This is a genomic window from Nonomuraea sp. KM88 (genome assembly GCF_052245635.1).
GTDB lineage: Bacteria > Actinomycetota > Actinomycetes > Streptosporangiales > Streptosporangiaceae > Nonomuraea.
This window is the reverse complement of record NZ_JBQQCC010000002.1, coordinates 819237-841405: the sequence shown is the minus strand read 5'-3', so window position 1 is coordinate 841405 and position 22169 is coordinate 819237. Positions and strand designations below refer to the sequence as shown.

Sequence of the window (22169 nt, the reverse complement as noted above, 5' to 3'; positions counted from 1 at the left end):
GAAGGACGATGTCATGGTTCGGCGCTGGAGCCCGCCCGAGGTCGGGGCGCCGCTGGCGAAATACCACCATCTGGCCGCGGCACCCGCGGACTCGGAGCTGCTCTTCATCGCCGGCCAGGTCGGCACGGACGCGACCGGGACCCTCGTGGGGAGCGACGCGGCGACCCAGACCCGCCAGATCTTCGCCAACATCGAGGCGCTGCTCGCCTCCGCCGGGTCAGGGCCGCGGCACCTCCTCCGCCTGTTCACCATGGTTGCGGGCACGGAGCACCTGGCGGGCTTCCGCTCGACGCTCGACGAGGTGTACGCCGCCTGGTTCCCGGACGGGGACTGGCCCGCCAACTCGTTGATCGTGGCTGCCGCGCTCGCCGCGCCTGACATCGTGGTCGAGGTGGAGGCCGTGGCGGTGGTGCCCGAGCGCCCGGCCGGGTGAAGCCCTTTACACTGTAGATTCGCAATAAAGGGGTCGAACCTCGCCTCGTCCGGTGCCAGGCTGGGCTCGTGAGCGACACGCAGACGGTGGTCCTGGTCGAGGGCCTCAGCGACAAGTCGGCCGTCGAAACGCTGGCCGAGCGCCGGGGCCTGGATCTGGCGGCCGAAGGCATCTCCCTCGTGGCGATGGGCGGCGCCACGAACATCCGGACGTACGCCGGCAGGTTCGGCCCTTCCGGGAGCAACCTCCGGCTGGCCGGTTTGTGCGACGCCGGAGAGGAAGGCGACTACCGGAGGGGCCTTGAGCGCGCCGGCCTCGTCTCCGGCTCCAGCAGGAACGACCTGGAGGCGCTCGGGTTCTTCGTGTGCGTCGCCGACCTGGAGGACGAGCTGATCCGCACCCTCGGCACCGCAGCCGTCGAGCAGGTCGTCGACGCCGAGGGCGAGCTCGGCTCGTTCCGCACCTTGCAGAAGCAGCCCGCGTGGCGCGGCGGCAGCACCCATGACCAGTTGCGCCGCTTCATGGGGTCGGGCAGCGGCCGCAAGATCCGCTATTCCGGCCTCCTCGTCGAGGCCCTCGACCTCGATCGCGTTCCCCGGCCGCTGGACATGCTCCTGACCCACCTGGCGGGCAGCCGAAGTCGGTGATCGCTTGCCGGGTGCGGGCGGCTCAGGGTTCGCCGAAGGCGCCGTGCCGTCCCGCGCCGGCGGCGAAGCGGGCCGCGCCCGCAGCAGCGTCCGGCAGCGAGACCAGCCCGTGCCGCATCTCGTTCCGCATCGCCTCCTCCTCCCCCAGCCCTTCCTGCTCCAGAGCCGACAACCGGTCGCCGCGCAGGCACGCCTGCGGGAACCGGGCGATCTCACGGGCCAGCTCCTCCGCGTGCCGCCGAGCGGTGCCCTCCGGCACGAGCCGGTTGGCCAGCCCCCACGCGTACGCCTCCCGCGCCCCGACCGGCCGCCCGGTGAGAATCATGTCCATCGCCCGGGACGCCCCGACGAGCCGCGGCAACCGCACCGTGCCGCCGTCGACCAGCGGCACGCCCCACCGGCGGCAGAACACCCCGAACACCGCCCCCTCCTCCACCACCCGCAGGTCGCACCAGAGAGCCAGCTCCAGCCCTCCCGCCACCGCGTGCCCCGCGACGGCGGCGATGACCGGCTTCGTCAGCCGCATCCGCGTCGGCCCCATCGGCCCGTCGCCCTCCTCGCCCACCCGGTTGTCCAACGCCTTGAGATCCGCCCCGGCGCAGAACGTGCCGCCCTCCCCCCACAACACCGCCACCGCCGCGTCGGACTCCTCGAAATCACGGAACGCGCCGGCCAGCGCGCCGGCCGTCTCACAGTCGACCGCGTTACGCGCCTGCGGCCTGCTGAGCACCACGGTGGTGACCGATCCCTCACGCTCCACGCGCACCGTCATACGAGCCTCCTTCGCCGAACGCGCCGAGCGTACGCCCACACCGCGGCCTCGGACCAAAGCTGCCACCCGCCACGCGGACACGCTCGCGAAAACCGGACGATCTCCCGCGCCAGATCGTCCGCCTGCCGACCCATCACCCACCCCCTTACATGATTTATATGTACAGAAGGTGATTAATCAGGCTATATGGAGATGGCATCTCTTATAGCCAAATCAATTGAGCACTTGCCCAGTGAAGGCTCGAATGTTAATTTGACGGTCGAATTCCTTCTCAAGGATGGGACGGTGAAGTGCGATGTCCATGCCCTTCGAAAAGCTTATCCAGGACGCCGCCAGCGAGACCGAACTCGTCGAAGCGCTCGCCAGAGCCGGGAAGACCGATGCCTGGGAGATCATGGCAGCACTCACGGAAACGCAGTTCCCCGGACTCGGCATCCTCAACCGGATCCCGGACGCCGCCAAAGAGTTCGACGGCGTACCGGCCGTTCACAAAAGGGGTCTGGGCCCCATCCTCGCGTTGCCATGGACCATTCGTCACTACGCCCCGGCCCCCGAAGAACAGGCCCGGCGACAAGCCCGACTTCACCACCACACTCTCCGCTTTCAGCCTCGTCAGCAAGGGAATAACCCTGCAGCACACTAATCTCGCGGACTGGAAGAAGGTCGGCAACATCGGCTTCACCTTCTACATCATTTCGGTCGGCGGCGAGGTCCCCCATCGCAAATGGCTCGGCGACTGCGCGTGGTACGGCGAATGGAATATCGATGAAATCGACGAATGCTGGGTCTCAGGCGACCTGCTTGGCGGATTGAACACCGCGAACAGCACCGCCGACGCGAGCAAGGTGTTCGCCGACAGAAATACCCGCCACGGCATCTACCGCGGCTCGGGAACGGCCGTCAAGCAGGCCCTCGCCCTGCAACTGGCGCAGACGGCCTCCGGCAAGGACGCCAAGGGAATGGTTGACGCGCTCGACAGCGTGGTCGGTGACACCCTCGAACTCAAGGTCCCGCATTCCCTCGAAATAGCCGACTGGCTGCCAAAGTAGCGGCCGAACGTCCACGTCCACATCGGTGCTTCCCGCGCCCGGAGCACCGACGCTTGGTACACCCGGCGGCCACGACGACGGGCCGTCAACACAACCGGGCCGCCAGCCCGTCGAGAACGACACCGAGCTGCCGCTCGAACCTCTGATCCCCGTCGTCGCGCAGATGTCCGGCGGCCTTGACCAGATCGGCGCCTTCACCCAGCCACGCGTCGCGCTCGGCGAGTGAGTAGCGGTCCGGATCGTCGCCGGCCGGCCGGTTGCGCTCCTGCTCCTCGATCACGAAGCCGACCACGAACGCGGTGATCAGGTCGAGGGCATCGTCCGCCTCGGCCAGTGAGAACCCGGCCGCGGTCAAGCGCCCGAGCCAGGGCTCCTTCTCCTTCACCACCTCGGGCTCGGAGAAGCGGGTGCCGCTGAAGATGCGCGCTCCGTCCCGGTACGCGCGGGTGCTCATCGAGATGGACCGGTACTTCGTGCTGCATGCGCCCCGGCAGACCGGCAAGACCACCGCGCTGGATACCCTGGCGTCCGAGCTGACCGCCGAGGGCGACACCGCGGCCCTGCTGTTCTCCTGCGAGCGTGCCAAGACGGCCGGTGACGACGTCGCCTGGGCGGAGTCGCTGCTGCTGGATTCCCTCCGCGAGGCCGCCGAGCGGACGGGATGGCCGGAGAACCTGCTGCCGCCGGATCCCCGGCCGCAGGTCACGCCGGGCGCCCGGTTCGGCTCGGCCCTGAGCGAGTGGTGCCGCCGCTGCCCGCGCCGGGTGGTGTTGTTCCTCGACGAGATCGACGCCCTGCAGGGCAACAGCCTGGTCAGCATCCTCAGCCAGCTCCGCGACGGCCACAACGCGCGGCACAAGGGGCATCCGTTCCCCGCCTCCGTGGTGTTGTGCGGCCTGCGTGACCTGCGCGACTACAAGGTCGCCTCAGGTGGCGACGCCGGCCGGTCCAACCCGGCCAGCCCGTTCAACATCGTCGCCGAGTCTCTGCGCCTGAGCGACTTCACCGCTGACCAGATCGCCGAGCTCTACGGCCAGCACACCCAGGCCACCGGCCAGGAGTTCACCAAGGACGCGATCGACCGGGTCTTCGAGCTCGCCCAGGGACAACCATGGCTGGTCAACGCCCTCGCCCACGAGATCACCTTCAAGATGGGGGTGACCGGCGCCATCACCGCCGGGCAGGTGGAAGAAGCCAAGGAGCGGCTGATCAGAGCGCGAGCCACCCACCTGGACGCTCTCGTGGCGCGCCTGTACGAACCACGGGTGGAACGGGTGATCGAACCGATCGTGGCGGGAACGTGGCCGGGCACGGACACGTCTTTCGACGATGACGTCTCCTACGTTCACGATCTCGGCCTCATCCGGGGGACCAGGGACCTGGAGATCGCCAATCCGATCTACCGGGAGGTCCTGCTACGGGTCCTGGGTGACCGCACGGAGCGATTCGTCAAGGCCGACCCGCGCAGCTTCGTCCTGCCTGATGGCCGGTTCGACCTGCCGCGCCTGTTGCAGGAGTTCGTCCTGTTCTGGCGCGAGCACGGCGAGGTCCTCATCCAGCAGGAGGGCTATCACGAGGCCGCCTGCCAGATCATCCTCATGGCCTTCCTGCACCGCCTGGTCAACGGCGGAGGCCACCTCGACCGCGAATACGCCGCCGGCACCAAACGCCTCGACGTACTGATCCGCTGGCCCTACACCAGCCCCGAAGGCGAACGGCAGACGCAGCGGGAGGCGATGGAGCTGAAAGTCTGGCGCGCTGGCAAGGACGACCCGAAGCCCGACGGCCTCGCCCAACTCGACCGCTATCTCGACCGCCTCACCCTCACCACCGGCGTGCTGGTCATCTTCGACCGCCGCCCCGAAGCCCCGCCCTGGAAGGAACGAGGCACGTTCGAGCAGGCCATCACACCACCCGGCCGCCACGTCACCGTTCTACGCGCATGACCGGTTGTCCAGGATCCGAGTGGATGACTAGCTCTGTTTGAGGCGTTGCGCTTCTTTGCGGACCTCGGCCTGGACGGAGCGCTCGTGCTCCAGCCACGCGGGGTTCTCCGCCTTGATCGCGTCGATCTCGGCGGTGGTGAGCGGCTCGGTGATCCCGGCTCTGGCCAGGCCGGAGATGGAGACCCCGAGCTTCGCGGCGACGACCTGCTTGGGGTGCGGGCCGTTACGGCGCAGATCGGCCAGCCAGGCGGGCGGGGCCGCCTGCATCGCGTTCAGCTCGCTCCTGGAGACGACGCCTTCCTGGAAGTCGGCGGGTGTGGCCGAGAGGAGGATGCCCAGCTTCTTGGCCGCGGTCGCGGGCTTCATCGTCTGGGTCGTCTTGGGTCTGGGCGAGGTCATGGTGTCCAGGGTAGTCAGTGAACGTTGGTCCTCCTGACGTCGCTACCCTGGCGGAGTGACTCACGAGGAGAGCGGCGACGTCTTCCGGCTGGCGTACGCGCCCGGGGTGACGCCCGCGAAATGGGCCGGCATCTGGGCCGAGCGGATGCCCGGCGTGCCGCTCAGCCTGGTCTCGGTTCCCGCCGCCGACGTGGTGGAGCTGCTGCGCGGCGGAGGCGCCGACGCCGGGTTCGTCCGGCTGCCGGTCGAGCGGGACGGGCTCAGCGTGATTCCCCTCTACGTGGAAACCACGGTGGTTGTGGTGCCGAAAGACCACGCGGTGACCGCGGCCGACGAGGTGACCGTCGCCGATCTGGCGGACGATGAGGTGTTCCACCCGCTGGACGACGTCCTCGACTGGACGGCCCGCCCGGGACTGCCCGCGTTCGAACGCCCGCCCACGACGGCGGACACGATCCGGCTCGTCGCCGCCGGGACGGGGCTCGTCCTGGTCCCCCAGTCGCTGGCGCGACTGCACCACCGTAAGGACCTCACCTACCGGCCGGTGACGGACGCGCCGCAGTCGCAGGTGGCGCTGGCCTGGCCCACCGACCGGACGACCGAGCTGGTGGAGGACTTCATCGGCATCGTACGCGGCCGCACGCCGAACAGCTCGCGCGGCCGCGCCCCCGCGACACCATCGGAGAAGCCCGCCCAGAAGTCAGCCCAGAAGTCAGCCCAGAAGTCAGCGCAGCAGTCGTCGCAGCGACAGGCTCGCAAGCCCCAGGGCGGATCCGGCCGCAGGTCGGCGCCGTCCGCTCGCGGAAGGAGCGGCAAGGACGGCAAGGACGGCAAGGACGGCAAGGGCGGCAACCGGGGCCGCCGGTCCCGCTGACCTGGAGCGCCGAACCGCTGCGACAGACGGATCGACGTCACCGAACGCGCGGGGCCGTCCTGCGGTCGACCGCGCCCACCCGTCGGGCGTCGGAGACCGCGCCCCGCCGCTACCCGCCGCGCCGCGCGTGGTCCGTCATCGATCGGACGAGCTCCTCGAATCGCCGGGCTTCACCCGGATCGGCATCGAGCCTGACGGGCTTTCCCTTCTTGTACGCGGTGAGCCGTCCGGCGGGGGGATCGTCGATGAGCGCGGCGATCGGCGGCACGGCTTCGGCCGCGGGCTGGGCGAACAGCGTGGACGCCGCGCGGACGATGCCTCGTACCGGCTGCTTGAAGGGCCGGTGGAGGCCGGTCGCCACGAAGACCGGGTTGTAGAGCACGTACCGTGTCCGTTCCGAAGCGTAGGCGGCACCCAGGAGCGCGCTGGCTCGGGCGCCCTGGGTGATGGCGGCGAGAGGGCGGTACCTGGTGGTCAGCTGGAGATCGTCCCAGTGGATCCGCCCGGGGCCGGTCCCGCACAGGTTGACGATCACCGGCCTGCCGGCCCGTTCCAGCGAGGTGCGCAGGGCCACGGCCAGGAGCCGGCGGCTGAGCACGTAAAGGGCGAAGGTCGCCTCGAAACCCTCCTCGGTCTCGATCCTCCTCGGGTGGTACCTGAAGGCGCCGAGCACCAGAGCGTCGATCACCGGGTGTTCCGCGCTGACCCGTTCGGCCAGGTCACGGGTCTGCTCGAGCGAGCTGAGGTCGGCGTCGCGGCTGCCCACCGCGATCACCCGGTCGCCGCGCTCGTCGTAGTGGCGGGCGAGGGCCCGGCCGATGCCATGGGTTCCACCCGTGATCAGGATCGTTCGGGACATAAGTTGAGACTCTCCTCAAGTTGAATAGAGCCTCAACTTAGCTAGGCTGGCGGGCATGCGCAAGGACGCCGTACACAACCGCGAGCGACTCCTGGAGGCGGCCCGGCGGCTGTTCGCCGACCGAGGGCTAGACGTGCCGCTCGAAGAGATCGCCCGGACGGCAGGGGTGAGCATCGGAACGCTCTACAACCGCTTCGCCACCCGGGAGGACCTCGTGGAGGCGGTCTTCGAGGACCGGGCGGCCACGGTCGCCGCGATCGCCGAACAGGCCCTGACCGCGGACGACCCATGGGAGGGCTTCGTCGCGTTCCTCACCGGCGTCTGCGAGTTGCAGGCGGCCGACCTCGGCTACAACGACCTCGCCGCACGAGACGGCAAGGGAATCGAGCCGATGGTGCGCATCATCGAACGAGCCCAGGGATCCGGGGCTCTGCGCGGTGACGTGACGCTCGCCGACATGGCCTTCGTGATCTGGGGCGTGGCGGCGACCGTGCGGGCCACGTTCGGGACCGCGCCCGGGGCCTGGCGGCGGCACCTCGCCCTCACCCTCGACGGTCTGCGCTCGACCGCGGCCCACGGGCTACCCGTTCCCCCGATGTCGATCTCCCAGGCGCGGGCGGCGATGAACGAGTGCGGCCAGGCCAGGCTCACACCGCCAGCGAAAGGGACACCAGCTCCTTGAGCTCGAACGGGCGTGATCCGGGCAGGCGCCGACGGTCTCGACGCGGAACCTCACACCAGAACGGCGCATGATGACAGAATGTGAGCATGCGCCCACCCGGAGCGAGATACTTCAACACCACCGGTCCCTGCGGCCCACAGCACCACTACATGCTGTCCCCCGCTCAGCGGCTCCCTCAGGCGCGGGTTCTCATCGACATGGACCGCTACTTCGTGCTGCACGCGCCCCGGCAGACCGGCAAGACCACCACACTGGGCGCCCTGGCGTCCGAGCTGACCGCCGAGGGCGACACCGCGGCCCTGCTGTTCTCCTGCGAACGCGCCAAGGCGGCCGGCGACGACTACGCCGCCGCGGAGTCGCTGCTGCTGGATTCCCTCCGCGAGGCCGCCGAGCGGACGGGATGGCCGGAGGAGCTGCTGCCGCCGGAGCCTTGGCCGCAGGTCACGCCGGGCAGCCGCTTCGGTTCGGCGCTGAGCGAGTGGTGCCGCCGCTGCCCGCGCCGGGTGGTGTTGTGCCTCGACGAGATCGACGCCCTGCAGGGCAACAGCCTGGTCAGCATCCTCAGCCAGCTCCGCGACGGCCACAACGCGCGGCCGAAGGGCCGTCCGTTCCCCGCCTCCGTGGTGTTGTGCGGCCTGCGTGACCTGCGCGACTACAAGGTCGCCTCAGGTGTCGACCCCGAAAGGAGCAATCCGGCCAGCCCGTTCAACATCGTCGCCGAGTCTCTGCGCCTGAGCGACTTCACCACCGACGAGATCGCCGAGCTCTACGGCCAGCACACCCAGGCCACCGGCCAGGAGTTCACCAAGGACGCGATCGACCGGGTCTTCGAGCTCACCCAGGGACAACCATGGCTGGTCAACGCCCTCGCCTTCGACATCATCCTCCAGAGAGGGACGACCGGCGCCGTCACCGCCGAGGAGGTGGAAGAGGCCAAGGAGCGGCTGATCCGCAAGCGGGCCACCCACCTGGACGCCCTGGTGGCCCGGCTGCACGAGCCACGGGTCAAGCGGGTGATGGAGCCCATGGTGGCCGGGGTCCTGCCCGACATCGACTTCACCTTCTCCGACGATCTGTCCTACGTCCGCGACCTGGGCCTGATCAAGCAGAATCCTCCGCTGGAGGTGGCGAACCCGATCTACCGGGAGGTCGTCCTTCGGGTGCTGGGAGCCCCGTCGGAACAGTACGTGATGGCCGATCCGCGCAGCTTCGTCCTGCCGGACGGCCGGTTCGACCTGCCGCGCCTGCTGGAGGAGTTCGTCCTGTTCTGGCGCGAGCACGGCGAGGTCCTCATCCAGCAGGAGGGCTACCACGAAGCCGCCTGCCAGATCATCCTCATGGCCTTCCTGCACCGCCTGGTCAACGGCGGAGGCCACCTCGACCGCGAATACGCCGCCGGCACCAAACGCCTCGACGTACTGATCCGCTGGCCCTACACCAGCCCCGACGGCGAACGGCTCATGCAGCGCGAGGCGATGGAGCTGAAAGTCTGGCGCGCCGGCAAGGACGACCCGCTGCCCGACGGCCTCGCCCAACTCGACCGCTATCTCGACCGCCTCACCCTCACCACCGGCGTGCTGGTCATCTTCGACCGCCGACCCGAAGCCCCGCCATGGAACGAACGAGGCAGTCTCGAACAGGCGACCACACCAGCCGGCCGCCACATCACCCTGCTACGCGCGTGACGAAGGCTAACTCCATGGCGGACACGACACGCATCACCGTGGCTTCGACGCTCATCGGCACCTGACAGTCGAGATTCACCACGTGACGGTTCCCGCGACGAGCTCGCCGAAGTGGCCCGGGTTCGCGGCGGGGCGGTCGAGTCCGCGCAGAGGGCCGTGATCCACGAGGTGCGCCTCGGCGTACGAGCGTGCCACGAGCGCCTTGCGGCCGTCGTCGAGCCCCCAGCGGGCCTGGTCCTCCAGCAGCGCGGCGGCGTAGACGTCGGCCATGAACTGCGCGAGCGGGTAGAGCCGCTCCTCCGCCACCTCGCGGTCCAGTGTGTGCCACGTCTCGATGGCCTTGGCCAGGTCGTCGATGCGGGCCCCGACCAGGCCGGAGGTGGCCAGGGAGCGCAGCCGGTCGAGGAAGGGCAGGTGCGCCTGCTCCTTGAGCATGGCCCGCCGCACGTCGAGGCAGAGGATGTTGTCCCCGCCCTCCCAGATCGGGTTGACCTGCGCGTCGCGCAGCAGCCTGGCGACCGGCCACTGCTCGATGTAGCCGTTGCCGCCGTGCACCTCGATCGCGTCGCCGGCGGCGGTGACGCCGAGCCGGGCGGCGCGCAGCTTGGTGAGGGCGGGCGCGAGGCGCAGCCGGGGGCTGACGTGCGCGTCGAACACCATCGCCTGTGCCGCCTCGACCTCGACGATCAGCTCAGCCAGCTTGCGGCGCATCAGCGGCTGCTCGATGAGAGGGCGCCCGAACGCCTCGCGCGCCCTGGCGTAGCAGATCGACTCGACCAGCGCCCGCCTGGCCACGCCGAGGCCCATCATGGCCACGCCGAGCCTGGAGGCGTTGGTGAGCTTCATCATGGTGCCGAGCCCGGAGCCCGCGCCCGGATCCGATCCGGCCAGCAGGAACGCCTCCGCCGCGGTGAACTCGACCTCGGCCGAGGCTACCGATCTGGTGCCGAGCTTGTCCTTGAGCCGCCGGATCCGCACGCCGTTGCGCGTGCCGTCGCGCCGCTCCCACAACACCAGGAAGGGCGCCACGTCACCGTCGGGGAGCCGGGCGAGCACGACGAACGCGGAGCCGTTGGCGTTGGAGGCGAACCACTTGAGCCCGGACAGGCTCCACGCGTCGCCGGCGGGGAGGGCGGCGGTTTCCAGGGCGGCCAGGTCGGAGCCGCCCGTCCGTTCGGTGAACATCTGAGCGGCCTCGCCGGAGTAGAAGCCGTTGGCGAAGATCTCCCGCACCTTTTCGCGTACGTCCTCGGGCGCGTGCTTCTCGGCCAGGGAGACCACCATGTCGCCGCCCGTGCCAAGCGCGCAGCCCATCCCGATGTCGGCCTGGTCGAGTAGGTACGTCCACGCGGCGGCGAGCGCGGACGGATCGGCTCCATGCGCCCGCGCCTCCTCGGCGAACGACGGCGCGGTGAAGTTGTTCTCCATGAGCGCCTGCCTGGCGGTCAGGAACGACGGCGGCATGACGACCTCGCTGACGTCCCTGCCCCACTTGTCGTACTTCTCCAGCCGCGGCGGGTTGCGGTCGGTCTCCTCGGCGCATTCGGCGACGAGCCCGCCCATCAGCGCCCCGAGCCGGTCGAGGTGCGGCTCCGCCCAGGTGTAGCCGTCGCCCAGGTGCCGCCGCATGAGCAGGCGGAGCGTGGGGTCGCAGGCCCACCAGTTGCGCCCGGCGGCGCCCTGGTAGCGCTCGGTGGCGTAGCGGTCGCTGCCGTCGAACGGCTCGCTGAGATAGCGCCTCATATCCGGAGTGTTACATATACTCGACACGCGATGGAAGAGCGTAACACCCTGAGTGCCAGGTCGGCCGTGCTCAGCGCGCTGCTGGGCAGCCACCCGCCGCGCCTGCCGGCCCGTCACCTGGTGCGCATCGGCGGGCTGTTCGGCATCGCCGAGGGTACCGTGCGGGTGGCCCTGTCGCGCATGGTCGCGGCCGGTGACCTGGTTCAGGAGGACGGCTTCTACACGTTGTCGGAGCGGTTGGTCGAGCGCCAGACCAGGCAGGACGAGAGCCGCGATCCGCACACCAGGCCGTGGGACGGCACGTGGGAGGTGGCCGTCGTCACCGCCGAGCGGCGCGCGCCCGCCGACCGGGCCGCCCTGCGGCACACGATGACCGCGCTGCGACTGGCCGAATTGCGCGAGGGCGCCTGGCTACGGCCGGCCAACCTGGTGCGCGGCGCGTGGCCGGAGATCGTCACCGCGCAGTGCACGCTGATCGACGGCCGCCCGCACGACGACCCCACTCCCCTGCTGTGGGACCTGGACGGCTGGGCGGCCGAGGCCCGCCGGCTGGAGCGCGCGCTGGACCACGCGGACGGCCTGGCCGAGGGGTTCGTCGTGTCGGCCGCGGTGCTGCGCCACCTGATGGCCGATCCGCTGCTGCCGGACGAGCTGCTGCCGCCCGGCTGGCCGGGCGCGGAGCTGCGGGTCCGTTACGACGCCTTCGACCGCAGCTACCGAGAGGTGCTCAACCGGCATCTCAGCGGCTGACCCGCTCGAGGGGCGCCGACGCGGCCGGATCGCTCCACCCTCCTCTCGCCGTCGGCGGGCGACCTGATCCGCGGTGTGCCGAAGGAGGTCAACGGCTGTCGCGGGCCGGCGGGAAGCGCAGTACCCAGCGGCGCTGCCACGGGGTTTCGACGGCCCGGTGGTGGTGGTGCTCGCGCGTCCAGGCGACGGCGTCGGAGTGGTCCAGCCCGGCCAGGACGGCGAGGCAGGCGATGACCGTACCGGTGCGTCCGATGCCGCCTCCGCAGGCGACCTCCACCGCGGCGCCCGTGCGCGCTCGTTCGTGCAGCGCGCGGATCTGCTGTACGGCCAGATCGCGGTCGCGCGGCAGCAGGAAGTCGGGCCACAGGACCCACGCGTGCGGCCACCGCAGCCCGTCCTCGTGGCGCCGGCGGAGCCGGTCGGAGCCGAGGTAGAGGCCGAAATCGGGCACCGGCCCCTCCGGCAGCGGATGGCGCAGGCCACGGCCGCGGATCCAGGAGCCGTCCGGGAGACGGAGGGCGCCTACGAGCGACGGCCCGCCCGGCGTGCCGGCCTGGTCTGCCGCCGGGCTGTTCACAGGGTCTTCCACCTAGGTTCTCCTCATGCCTCTCGCTGGGGCGGCGACGTCCGGCCACCGCCGTGCACGATGGTTCGACGGACACCGCGCCGACCGCTCCTTGCGCGGCGCGCTCTCAGCCGGCCGACGTGTCATGCATCAGAGGGTACGAGTGGTGCGGCAGGCCTGGAATGAGGCACATCGCCGTCTCATAGCTGTGGAAAACCCCAGGTGCGCGCGGGCAGGCGCCTCATTCCGCAGGGCGAGTGACCCGGCTTAGCCTTCCTGGCCATGATCAGTAAGTTGTTCGACGTCCCGCGGCGGCTGCCGGCCGGGACGGCGGCCCTGCTCGCCCTGATGGTGGTGGTCATGGTGTCCGCCATGGCCGACAGCACCATGCAGCCCCTGCCGGCCACCGCCCCGGGCGAGCGGTTCAGCGCCGAGCGAGCGCTGGTTCACCTCAAGAAGTTCGCCGCTGAACCGCGCCCCATCGGCAGCCCGGCGAGCGGCCGCGCCCGGGACTACCTGGCCGGGCAACTGCGCGCGGCAGGGCTGCGGGTCGAGATCCAGCGTTCGGTCGGTGCCCGGACCGCCGCGGGGCTGGCGACGTTCGGCCAGGCCGACAACATCGTGGGCCGGCTCGCGGGAACGGGCTCGACCGGAACCGTGCTCATCGCCGCGCACTACGACTCGGCGGCCATGGGACCGGGCGCCTCCGACGACGGCGCCGCGGTGGCCGCGATGATCGAGACCGTCCGGGCGCTGCGCGACGGTCCCCGGCTGCGCAACGACATCGTGCTGCTCATGTCGGACGGCGAGGAGGACGGCGTGCTCGGCGCCGACGCCTTTGTCCGCGGCCACCCCCTGGGCAAGGCCGGCGGCGTGCTGCTGAACTGGGAGGCCCGCGGTGTCAGCGGCCCCTCGCTGATGTTCGAGACCTCGGCGAACAACGCCCGCCTGGTCGAGACCTTCGTCCGTGCGGTCCCCGCGCCGCGCGGTCACTCCGCCATGGTGGAGCTGTATCGGCTGCTGCCCAACAACACCGACTTCACCCCGCTGACCAAGGCCGGTTTCGCCGGTATGAACTTCGCCTACATCCAGCGTTCCTCGCTCTATCACACCGCGGGCGACTCCATCGCCAACCTCAACCGGGGCAGCCTGCAACATCACGGCACCAACATGCTGGCGCTGGCGCGCGCCCTCGGCGACGCGGACCTGCGGACGCTGGACTCCGACCATGACGTCACCTATTTCCGCGCGCTCGGCACCATGATCACCTATCCAGGTGAGCTCGTCTGGCCGCTGGCGGCGCTGGCCTTCACCGCGGTGGCGGGCCTGGCGCTGCTGGCCCGCGTCAGGCGGCTGCTGAGCCTGCCCCGGCTGATCGCGGCCACGGTCTCGGCCGTGGTGCCGCTGGTGCTGTCGGCCGCCTTGGCGCAGGGACTGTGGGAACTGCTGGTGGCCTGGCGGCCCGCCTACGACCTGATGGGCGGGCTGCTGCACCGTCCGGGGCCGTACCAGGCGGCGATCGCGGTCCTGTGCGCCCTGGCGGTCCTCGGCTGGTACCTGGTGCTGCGGCGCAGGTTCGGTCCGGCGGCGCCGGCGGTCGGGGCGCTGTTCTGGCTCGCCGGGCTGGGTGTGCTGTGCGCGTGGGTCGCTCCCGGGGCGTCCTTCCTGTTCGCCCTGCCGGCGCTGGCGGGCGCGCTCGGCTGGCTGGCCGCGGTACTGCTCCGCACGCCCGCCTGGGCGCGGACCGTCGCGGCGATGCTGGGCCCGATCACGGCCGCGATGTTGCTGCCGTCCCTGGCCGGGGACGTCTTCGACGGGATGGGGCTGGCACTCGGCGGGGCGAGCGCGCTGGTGCTGACGGTGTTCGGGCTGGTCCTGGTGCCGATCGCGGAACTGTTCCTGCCCGATCCCGCCACCCGGCGCGAACGGGCCGCCCTGCTCCTCGTGCCCATGACGGCGCTGCTCCTCACGGCGGGGCTGGTCGCCTCCGGGCTCGTGGTGGACGATTTCGACGCCGACCAGCCCCAGCGCACGCATCTGGCGTACGTCATGGACGCCGGCACCCGCACCGCCCACTGGGTCAGCGCCGACGCGGACCCGGCGCGGTGGACCAGGCGGTACGTGTCCGGCCACGACACCTCCAAGCTGCCCCCCGGATACGCACGAGGCACGCTGTGGACCGGGCGCGCGCCGGCGATCGCCGCCACAGGCCCGCGAGCCGCCGTCCTGGCCCACAGCGAGGACACGCTCAAACTGCACGTGAGAGCGGGGAAGGGCGCGCGCTCGGTGACGCTGCGGCTCGATCGGCCGATCACCCACGCCACCGCGTCAGCCGGCCGGTACGGGTCGGCGAGCGTGCCCGTCACCGGTACGCGAGCCGGAACCTGGCCCTCGGAGATCCGCTTCCGCGGCATCCCTGCCCAGGGAGTCCAGATCACCGTGCGCACACCGGAGGCGGACCGGATCCGCCTCACCGTCATCGGTGAGACCGACGGGTTGACCGCGGTGCCGGGCTTCGTCCCCAGGCCTCCTCACCTGGTCGCGGCCACCAGGGAGGACGGCGATCTCACCGCGGTCACCCGCGGCTACACCCTGACCAGGGACTCCGGGCCCGGGACGGCCCGGAGTCGCCCGGCGGACGAGCTCTGACAGGGGAGCCCGACCGGCATGTCAGAGGCCGACCCCGAAGATCACCCGCTTGTTCGTGTACTCGGTGACGCTCCACAGCCTGCCGTCCTGCACGGTCAGGTCCTCGGGCCCGATCGGGAAGGTTCTGGTCCGCGTCGTCTCGCCGACGTGGACGAGCAGCTTGCCGTTCGCGGTCGAGCCGGCCGACTGGCTCAGGTACCACGTGCCGCCGGACGACAGCGCCCCCTGGATCTTGGGGTGACCCAGCACGAACGCGTCCTGGGGCTCGCCGCCGGCCAGATCCAGGGTCCAGCGCGCGACCCAGCCGCCGGGGTCGTCCCCCCGGAACTCGCCCGTGATCAGCAGCGGGGTGGCCCCGCTGCGGTCGACCGACACGAACGAGAACCGCGGCCCCGCCGCGGCGACCTGCCACAGGTCGGTCTGCGGGATCACGTAGCGGTAGCCGAAGGCGTGGAACTTGCCGTCGTGCCGTCCCACCCGCCCGGGGTCGCCCAGGTCGTTCTGGGCGGTGCGCAGGTCGAGGAGGTTGCGCAGGTCGAAGACCCGCAGGCCCCTGACGGTGTCGGCCACGTAGAGCAGGTCGCCGTGGCAGGCGATGCCGCCCGCGTGGATGTCGATCGGCGCGTAGGAGCCGTCGGGCTCGGCCGTGACCAGCAGCGCGTGCCGGTACTTCAGCGTCTGCGGGCTCAGGAAGCTCACCCTGATGCCCCGCTCGCCGGCCTCCGGCCGGAAGTACCAGCTCACGATGAACACCGGCACGCCGATGGTGCCGGAGTCCGCCCCGCCGGTCAGGCCCTGCGGGTACCAGTCGGGGGTGCGCTGGTCGCCGTCGTCGAAGGCGTACCACTCGGCCGGTTCCGGCTGCATCGACCCCAACGCGCCCGCCGCGCCCTTGCGCACGGCGGTCCTGTTGGCCTGGGCCAGCACCGCCTCCACAGCGGTGGCGCCGATCTCTCCCGCCAGCTTGGCCGCCCCCTCGGGCAGGTCGCCGGTCGCGCGCGACAAGGCATAGGGGGCCTTATCGGTGGGAACCATCCCCTTTGCCGCCATATCTCCCTCACTTTCCCGTCCCTTGACTGGATTTGACGGAGCAGGAAGGGCAGAGGTTGCGCTCAATCCCACAAATGCACGGGCAATCCCGAAAGTGCCAGCTCACGGTAGCTGCGCACGAGCTGCTCCCGGTCGCCGCCGAATCGCGCGAGCGCCTCGCGCTGCCACACCGAGCCCGTACGCCGCAGCCGGGTCCGCTGCGCGATGACGCCCAGCGCCCGGTCGGCGTCGTGCGCCGCCACCCCGGCCGCGAGCAACCCCTCCCGCGCCTCGGGCAGCAGCGAGAGCACCAGCTCCCCCGCCTCGAACTCGGCGTCGCTGCCCGGCCACGAGAGCTTGGCGTCCAGCCCGTGCATGGCCGCGCGGTAGAAGTTCTGGTACGCCTGCGCGAAGCGGTAGCCGGTCAGGTCGCGCTCCGCCTGCGACAACGTCAGGCCCAGGAGGAAGGCCGTGTTCGCGGCCATGTCCGCGCAGGACGGCCCCGCGGGCAGCGCGCGCATCTCGATCCGCAGGTGGCCGCTGTCGGCCGGGTCGTAGACGGGCCGGTTCCACTGCCAGATCGTGCCCTGGTGCAGCCGCAGCTCGGGCACCTCGTGCGGGCGCGGATCCTCGGTGAGGTCGGGCACGATCGGCTCGTAGTCGCGTACGTACCGCTCGAACAGCTCGTGCGCGCCCTCATGCACCCAGTCCGAGCCGAACGTGACCCGCCCGTCCCTGCGCCCGAGCCGCGCCACGTCCCGGTCGTCGGCGGCCTCCTCCATCAGCGCGATGCGGGTCTCCTCCCACAGCTCGCGCCCCAGGAAGAACGGCGAGTTGCCGCAGACGGCCAGCACCGGGCCGATGGCGAGCTGGGCGGCGTTGAACAGCCGGGCGAACCGCTCCGGCGGCGTACGGATGTGCACCTGCCACGAGGTGTTGGCGGCCTCGAGGATCACGTCCTCCACCGACAGCTCCAGGTCCTCGATCTTGACCAGGAACGGTTCGAGCCGCAGCCGGCGAAAGCCCCTGCTCATGGCGCGGTAACGGTTCTGGTCGCTCATCGCGCCCACCGTGAAGTCGTCGGCGCTGAGGGTGGGGAGGATGCCGATGGGCAGGGCGCCACCACCCTCGACGGCGCCGTCCACCTTGCTGATCGTCTCCTGGACCTCGGCGCTCAGCGTCTCGAACGGCGTGCCCGCGAGCGGCGTGGGGGTGAGGTTCACCTCGAGGTTGAAGCGGCCGAGCTCCAGCACGACGCGCTCGTCGCCGAGCGCCTCCCGCACCTGGCTGTTGCGCGGCAGCGGCCTGCCCCGCTCGTCGATGAGGAACAGCTCGAGCTCCGCCCCGATCGTGGCGGGGCCCTGACCGAAGCCGGGGGTGGCCAGCAGCTCACGGAGCACGCCCACCTGCTCCTGGAGGCGTTCGCCGAAACGGACGTACTCCGCTTCGGTGAAGCGCTCCTTATCCAGATCTCGTCCCATCACCCCTAACTGTCCCCCTCGTCATGGTTGACACCTCACCGGGGAAGGAAGCCGTCGTCCTGCTGGTAGGAACCGGTAGGGCCGTCGGCGCCGAGGGTCGCGAGCCGTACGGCGATCACCGCCCCCTGCGCCGGGGTGCGGTAACCGGTGTGCTCGTCGAGGTCGGTGGCGCAGTAACCCGGGTTGGCGAGATTCACCTTGGTCGGCGTCTCCTTCAGCTCCTTGGCGCAGGTCAGGGTGATCAGGTTGAGGGCGCTCTTCGAGGAGTTGCAGGGCGGAAAGGTGTTGGCGTGGATCGGGCTGTCGGGGGTCGCTCGCCATGGACAACGAGCCGAGCTCGCTCGACGCGCAACGTGATCCGCTGGGTCTTCATGTCGCCCGACATCGCCGGGATCCTCGAATGCGAGGATCCCGGCGCCTTCGCCCGCTCCGCGGTCGCCGACCTGCGCGCCGCCGCGGGCCGCTACCCCGGTGACCGCAAACTGCGCGCTGATCACCGAGATGGTGGGCCTCAGTCCCGAGTTCGCCGCCCTGTGGGCTCGCCACGAGTGTCGGGATTCGCAGGGAGCAGCGCAAGCGCATCCACCACCCCCAGGTGGGCGTGATCGACGCGATCTGCCAGGTCATGCCGGTGCCCGACCGCGACGACCTCCGCCTGGTCCTCTACACGACCGCACCGGGCTCGCCCGCACACCGGGCCTTGCGCGAGCTGCGGGAGTTGACCCTAAGCTCGTGAGATGAGAGCGGTTGCCTTTGACCTCTTCGGTGGCGAACTCGACGTTCGCGAGCTGCCCGACCCGTCGCCCGCCCCGCACGGGGCGGTGATCAGGGTCGAGGCGACGGGGTTGTGCCGCTCCGACTGGCACGGCTGGCAGGGCCACGACCCCGACATCACCTCCCTTCCCCACGTGCCGGGCCACGAGCTGGCGGGCGTGGTGGAGGCGGTCGGCTCCGACGTGCGCGGCTGGCTGCCCGGCGCGCGGGTGACCCTGCCGTTCGTCTGCGCCTGCGGCTCGTGCTCGTCCTGTGTCACCGGCGACCAGCAGGTGTGCGAGCGGCAGACGCAGCCGGGCTTCACCCACTGGGGTTCGTACGCCGAGTTCGTGGCGGTCGAGCACGCCGACGTCAACCTCGTCGCGGTGCCCGAGGACATGGCCTACGTCACCGCCGCGGGGCTGGGCTGCCGCTTCGCCACCGCCTTCCGCGCCGTCTCGCAGGTCGGGGAGGTGCGTCCCGGCGAGTGGGTGGCGGTGCACGGCTGCGGCGGCGTGGGGTTGTCGGCCGTCATGATCGCGACGGCGGCCGGGGCGCGCGTGGTGGCCGTGGACATCAGCACCGACGCGCTGCACCTGGCCGAGCAGGCGGGTGCGACGCACTTCGTCAACGGCTCGGCCGGCGACGCGGCGGCCCAGGTCAGGGAGCTGACCAGAGGCGGCGCCCACCTGTCCGTCGACGCGCTGGGCAGCCCTCAGACGTGCCTGGCATCCGTCGAGAGCCTGCGCAGGCGGGGCAGGCACGTCCAGGTGGGGCTGCTGCCCGGAGGGCCGACGCCGGTGCCGATGGACCGTGTGATCGGCCACGAGCTGCGGCTGCTCGGCAGCCACGGCATGGCCGCGCACGCCTACCCGCCGATGCTGGAGATGATCAGGGCCGGCATCCTCCATCCCGACCAGCTGATCACCCGCACGATCGGGCTGGCCGACGCCGGCAAGGCACTGGTCTCGATCGGCTCGGTGCCGGGCGTCACGATGATCGTTCCCAGGGCTCCGCACGGAGCGCCCTGAGCGCCGGCCGGAGTCATAAAATCAGGCCATGGACTACAGACGACTTGGCAACACGGGCCTGAACGTGTCGCGGATCTGCCTCGGCATGATGAGCTACGGCGATCCGGCCCGGCAGAAGTGGGCGCTGCCGCAGCCCGAGGCCGAGCCGATGATCCGCAGGGCCGCCGACGCCGGGGTGAACTTCTTCGACACCGCCGACATCTACAGCCGGGGTGAGAGCGAGGTCGTGACCGGAAACGCGCTGCGCGCGATCTTCCCGCGGCGCGAGGACTATGTGCTGGCCACCAAGGTCTATTTCCCCATGGGCAAGGGGGTCAACGACGGCGGCCTGTCGCGCAAGCACATCCACGCCGCCATCGACGCCTCGCTCTCCCGGCTCGGCACCGACCACGTCGACCTTTACCAGATCCACCGGTGGGACGACGAGACGCCGATCGAGGAGACCATGGAGGCGCTGCACGACGTGGTCAAGGCGGGCAAGGCCCGCTACGTCGGCGCCTCGTCCATGTGGGCCTGGCAGTTCGCCAAGGCGCAGCACGTGGCGGAGGCCCACGGCTGGACGAAATTCGTCTCGATGCAGCCGCACTACAACCTCCTCTACCGCGAGGAGGAGCGCGAGATGGTGCCGCTCTGCGCCGACCAGGGCGTGGGCGTGATCCCGTGGAGCCCGCTCGCGCGCGGCGTGCTCGCCAGGGCGGGCTCCCACGCCACGACGGCCAGGACGGGGTCCGACGCGCGCATCGACCACCTGTACGACCCGGAGAACGACAAGGTCGTGATCGACCGGGTGGCGCAGGTGGCGAGCGACCGCGGCCTGCCGCCCGCCCAGGTGGCCCTGGCCTGGCTGCTGCACCAGCCTGCCGTGACCGCCCCGATCGTGGGCGCCACGAAGGACCGGCACGTCGACGACGCGGTGGCCGCCGTGTCGGTGACGTTGTCGGCCGACGAGCTCGACTTCCTCGCGGCCCCGTACCGGCCGCGTGAGGTGCGCTTCTGAGAGGCGAGATTGTCGGCCCCGGACCCTAGGGTGGTTCCATGCGGGCGAATGAGGATGCGGCGGCGGCGCTGCAGGAATACGCGGAGCTGTTCGCGCTCTGCGGCGGCGACGCCTTCCGGGTGCGGAGTTACCAGAAGGCGGCCAAGGCGATCGCCGGGTTCCCCGAGGACATCTCGGTCACCGACGTGCGCGCCGTTCCCGGGGTGGGCGAGGCGATCGCCAAGAAGATGGAGGAGTTCCTGCGGCGCGGGAGCTTCCGGCAGCTCGACGATCTGCGCGGCCGGGTGCCCGAGGGCGTGCGCAGGCTGACCCGGGTGCCGACGCTGGGGCCGAAGACGGCCATCATGCTGTTCGAGGACTTCGGCATCGACTCGCCCACGGCGCTGAGCGAGGCCATCACCGCCGGCCGGCTCGACGGGGTCAAGGGGCTGGGCCCCAAGACGCTGGCCAATCTCCGCAAGGGCGTCGAGCAGCTCGAGCAGTCGGGCCGCCGGGTGCACATCGGGATCGCCATGTCGCTGGCCGAGCAGGTGATGGCCTCGCTGGAGGCCGAGCGCATCGCCTACGCGGGCTCGCTGCGGCGGATGAAGGACACGATCGGCGACATCGACATCCTCGCCGTCGCGCCCGAGTCCGTCATGGCCGCCTTCCGCGCCCAGCCCTACGTCGCCGAGGTGATCGCGGCGGGCGACAAGAAGACCTCGGTCCGCACCACGTCCGGGGTCCAGGTCGACCTGCGGGTGGTGCCGGCCGGATCGTGGGGCGCGGCGATGCAATACTTCACCGGCTCCAAGGAGCACAACGTCGCCATCAGGGAGATGGCGGTGAAGAAGGGCTGGAAGCTGTCCGAATACGGGCTGTTCGAGGGCGACCGGGTGATCGCCGCCGCGTCCGAGGAGGACATCTACGACGCGCTCGGCATGCAGTTCGTGCCACCGCCGCTGCGGGAGGACGGCGGCGAGGTCAAGGCGGCGCTCCGCGGTGAGCTGCCCACCCTGATCCAGCTCACCGACCTCAAGGGCGACCTGCACACCCACACCGACCTGACCGACGGCATCGCCTCGCTGGACGACATGGTGGCGGCCGGCCGCGCCCGCGGCTACTCCTACTACGCGGTCACCGACCACGCTCCCGACCTGGCGATGCAGCGGATGACCCTGGACAAGGCGCTGGAGCAGCGGGGCCAGGTGGCCGAGTTGCAGCGCCGGCATCCCGGCATGCGGCTGCTGCACGGCACCGAGCTCAACATCGCGCCCGACGGATCGGTCGACTGGCCGGCGGAGGTCCTGCGCGGGTTCGACGTGTGCGTCGCCTCGGTGCACTCCCACTTCGGGATGCCGCGCGAGGAGATGACACGCCGCTTCATCACCGCCTGCGAGAATCCGTACGTCGACATCATCGGCCACCCGACGACCAGGAAGATCGGCAAGCGCCCGCCCGTCGACGCCGACTGGGACGCCGTCTTCCGGGCGGCCGCCCGCACCGGCACCGCCATGGAGATCGACTCCTACCCCGACCGGTCCGACCTGCCGGCCGACCTGGTGCGGCTGGCCAGGCACCATGGGGTCAAGTTCTCGATCGACAGCGACTCGCACGCGATCCCGCACCTCGCCAACCAGCGGTTCGGGGTGGGGATCGCGCAGCGGGCGTGGCTGACCACCGACGATGTCATCAACACCTGGCCCCTCGACCGCCTCCTGTCCTTCCTGGGGCGCTGACCTCCTCCATGGCCGGTCTCCGACCAGGGGTTGACCGACCCCGGGTGGATGTGCGGCGGCCGGGAATGCGGGAGAGTGTCCTCGCCGAGCCGGCCACCCCGAGGAGG

22 protein-coding genes are annotated in these 22169 nt (G+C 70.8%); 14 read left to right on the top strand and 8 right to left on the bottom strand.

Features of this window, described 5'->3' with window-relative positions:
• Positions 1–13 precede the first annotated feature (13 nt).
• Together ACTWPV_RS09635 and ACTWPV_RS09630 are read left to right on the top strand one after the other, a co-directional pair.
• Positions 14–433, top strand: coding sequence for a RidA family protein (locus ACTWPV_RS09635; protein WP_443151439.1), 420 nt, complete (start codon positions 14–16; stop codon positions 431–433).
• Positions 434–501: 68 nt separating this feature from the next.
• A complete protein-coding gene (locus ACTWPV_RS09630) occupies positions 502–1080 on the top strand; it encodes a TOPRIM nucleotidyl transferase/hydrolase domain-containing protein (protein ID WP_443151438.1) in 579 nt (192 codons plus the stop codon).
• A 22-nt stretch (positions 1081–1102) separates the two neighbouring features.
• Here ACTWPV_RS09630 and ACTWPV_RS09625 read toward each other — a convergent pair whose 3' ends face one another.
• The gene (locus ACTWPV_RS09625) at positions 1103–1852 is read right to left on the bottom strand and encodes a crotonase/enoyl-CoA hydratase family protein (RefSeq protein WP_443151437.1); all 750 of its coding nucleotides are present in this window, start codon (positions 1850–1852) and stop codon (positions 1103–1105) included.
• 380 nt (positions 1853–2232) lie between these two features.
• Here ACTWPV_RS09625 and ACTWPV_RS09620 point away from each other — a divergent pair, with 380 nt between their 5' ends.
• Complete coding sequence (locus tag ACTWPV_RS09620) at positions 2233–2901, top strand: hypothetical protein (RefSeq protein WP_443151436.1); 669 nt, start codon at positions 2233–2235, stop codon at positions 2899–2901.
• 85 nt (positions 2902–2986) lie between these two features.
• On the opposite strand, the gene ACTWPV_RS09615 is transcribed toward ACTWPV_RS09620, so the two are convergent.
• Positions 2987–3355: a TetR/AcrR family transcriptional regulator C-terminal domain-containing protein gene (locus tag ACTWPV_RS09615; protein ID WP_443151435.1), complete on the bottom strand. Its 369-nt coding sequence runs from the start codon at positions 3353–3355 to the stop codon at positions 2987–2989.
• On the opposite strand from ACTWPV_RS09615, the gene ACTWPV_RS09610 reads away from it, so the two are divergent.
• Positions 3321–4847: an AAA family ATPase gene (locus tag ACTWPV_RS09610; RefSeq protein ID WP_443151434.1), complete on the top strand. Its 1527-nt coding sequence runs from the start codon at positions 3321–3323 to the stop codon at positions 4845–4847. The two genes, ACTWPV_RS09615 and ACTWPV_RS09610, sit on opposite strands and share 35 nt — an antisense overlap.
• Before the next feature lie 27 nt (positions 4848–4874).
• On the opposite strand, the gene ACTWPV_RS09605 is transcribed toward ACTWPV_RS09610, so the two are convergent.
• Entirely contained in the window at positions 4875–5246 is a 372-nt protein-coding gene (locus ACTWPV_RS09605; protein ID WP_347644048.1) for a DUF5997 family protein, read from the bottom strand.
• Between the two features lie 55 nt (positions 5247–5301).
• Here ACTWPV_RS09605 and ACTWPV_RS09600 point away from each other — a divergent pair, with 55 nt between their 5' ends.
• On the top strand, positions 5302–6120 hold the full coding sequence (locus ACTWPV_RS09600; RefSeq protein WP_443151433.1) for a LysR family substrate-binding domain-containing protein: 819 nt from the start codon (positions 5302–5304) through the stop codon (positions 6118–6120).
• Positions 6121–6229: 109 nt separating this feature from the next.
• On the opposite strand, the gene ACTWPV_RS09595 is transcribed toward ACTWPV_RS09600, so the two are convergent.
• Positions 6230–6979 (bottom strand): SDR family NAD(P)-dependent oxidoreductase, encoded by a 750-nt coding sequence (locus ACTWPV_RS09595; RefSeq protein WP_443151432.1) that lies wholly within the window; start codon positions 6977–6979, stop codon positions 6230–6232.
• A gap of 55 nt (positions 6980–7034) precedes the next feature.
• Here ACTWPV_RS09595 and ACTWPV_RS09590 point away from each other — a divergent pair, with 55 nt between their 5' ends.
• The gene (locus ACTWPV_RS09590) at positions 7035–7661 is read left to right on the top strand and encodes a TetR/AcrR family transcriptional regulator (RefSeq protein ID WP_347644051.1); all 627 of its coding nucleotides are present in this window, start codon (positions 7035–7037) and stop codon (positions 7659–7661) included.
• A gap of 86 nt (positions 7662–7747) precedes the next feature.
• Positions 7748–9346, top strand: coding sequence for an ATP-binding protein (locus ACTWPV_RS09585; protein ID WP_443151431.1), 1599 nt, complete (start codon positions 7748–7750; stop codon positions 9344–9346).
• Between the two features lie 75 nt (positions 9347–9421).
• On the opposite strand, the gene ACTWPV_RS09580 is transcribed toward ACTWPV_RS09585, so the two are convergent.
• Positions 9422–11089 (bottom strand): acyl-CoA dehydrogenase family protein, encoded by a 1668-nt coding sequence (locus ACTWPV_RS09580; protein ID WP_443151430.1) that lies wholly within the window; start codon positions 11087–11089, stop codon positions 9422–9424.
• A gap of 30 nt (positions 11090–11119) precedes the next feature.
• Between ACTWPV_RS09580 and ACTWPV_RS09575 the strand changes: the two genes are divergently transcribed.
• The gene (locus ACTWPV_RS09575; RefSeq protein WP_443151429.1) at positions 11120–11839 is read left to right on the top strand and encodes a PaaX family transcriptional regulator C-terminal domain-containing protein; all 720 of its coding nucleotides are present in this window, start codon (positions 11120–11122) and stop codon (positions 11837–11839) included.
• 88 nt (positions 11840–11927) lie between these two features.
• Here the strand turns inward: ACTWPV_RS09575 and ACTWPV_RS09570 are convergent, their stop codons facing one another.
• Positions 11928–12428, bottom strand: coding sequence for a protein-tyrosine phosphatase family protein (locus tag ACTWPV_RS09570; RefSeq protein WP_443151428.1), 501 nt, complete (start codon positions 12426–12428; stop codon positions 11928–11930).
• A gap of 258 nt (positions 12429–12686) precedes the next feature.
• Between ACTWPV_RS09570 and ACTWPV_RS09565 the strand changes: the two genes are divergently transcribed.
• Positions 12687–15053: a M20/M25/M40 family metallo-hydrolase gene (locus ACTWPV_RS09565; protein WP_443151427.1), complete on the top strand. Its 2367-nt coding sequence runs from the start codon at positions 12687–12689 to the stop codon at positions 15051–15053.
• Positions 15054–15074: 21 nt separating this feature from the next.
• Here ACTWPV_RS09565 and ACTWPV_RS09560 read toward each other — a convergent pair whose 3' ends face one another.
• Positions 15075–16088 carry a hypothetical protein gene (locus ACTWPV_RS09560; RefSeq protein ID WP_443151426.1) on the bottom strand — a complete coding sequence of 338 codons (1014 nt, stop codon included), beginning with the start codon at positions 16086–16088 and terminating at the stop codon, positions 15075–15077.
• Between the two features lie 77 nt (positions 16089–16165).
• The gene (locus tag ACTWPV_RS09555; RefSeq protein WP_443151425.1) at positions 16166–17563 is read right to left on the bottom strand and encodes a glutamate--cysteine ligase; all 1398 of its coding nucleotides are present in this window, start codon (positions 17561–17563) and stop codon (positions 16166–16168) included.
• 23 nt (positions 17564–17586) lie between these two features.
• Between ACTWPV_RS09555 and ACTWPV_RS09550 the strand changes: the two genes are divergently transcribed.
• The 5 genes from ACTWPV_RS09550 to polX are packed head-to-tail and all read left to right on the top strand — an operon-like array spanning position 17587 to position 22062.
• A complete protein-coding gene (locus tag ACTWPV_RS09550) occupies positions 17587–18168 on the top strand; it encodes an MmyB family transcriptional regulator (protein WP_443151424.1) in 582 nt (193 codons plus the stop codon).
• Positions 18120–18299: an MmyB family transcriptional regulator gene (locus ACTWPV_RS09545; protein ID WP_443151465.1), complete on the top strand. Its 180-nt coding sequence runs from the start codon at positions 18120–18122 to the stop codon at positions 18297–18299. The genes ACTWPV_RS09550 and ACTWPV_RS09545 overlap by 49 nt, the downstream gene beginning before the upstream one ends.
• 1 nt (position 18300) lies before the next feature.
• Positions 18301–19347 carry a zinc-dependent alcohol dehydrogenase family protein gene (locus ACTWPV_RS09540; RefSeq protein WP_347644059.1) on the top strand — a complete coding sequence of 349 codons (1047 nt, stop codon included), beginning with the start codon at positions 18301–18303 and terminating at the stop codon, positions 19345–19347.
• 28 nt (positions 19348–19375) lie between these two features.
• On the top strand, positions 19376–20344 hold the full coding sequence (locus tag ACTWPV_RS09535) for an aldo/keto reductase (RefSeq protein ID WP_347644060.1): 969 nt from the start codon (positions 19376–19378) through the stop codon (positions 20342–20344).
• Between the two features lie 38 nt (positions 20345–20382).
• Positions 20383–22062 carry a DNA polymerase/3'-5' exonuclease PolX gene (gene polX / locus ACTWPV_RS09530; protein WP_443151423.1) on the top strand — a complete coding sequence of 560 codons (1680 nt, stop codon included), beginning with the start codon at positions 20383–20385 and terminating at the stop codon, positions 22060–22062.
• Positions 22063–22169 lie beyond the last annotated feature (107 nt).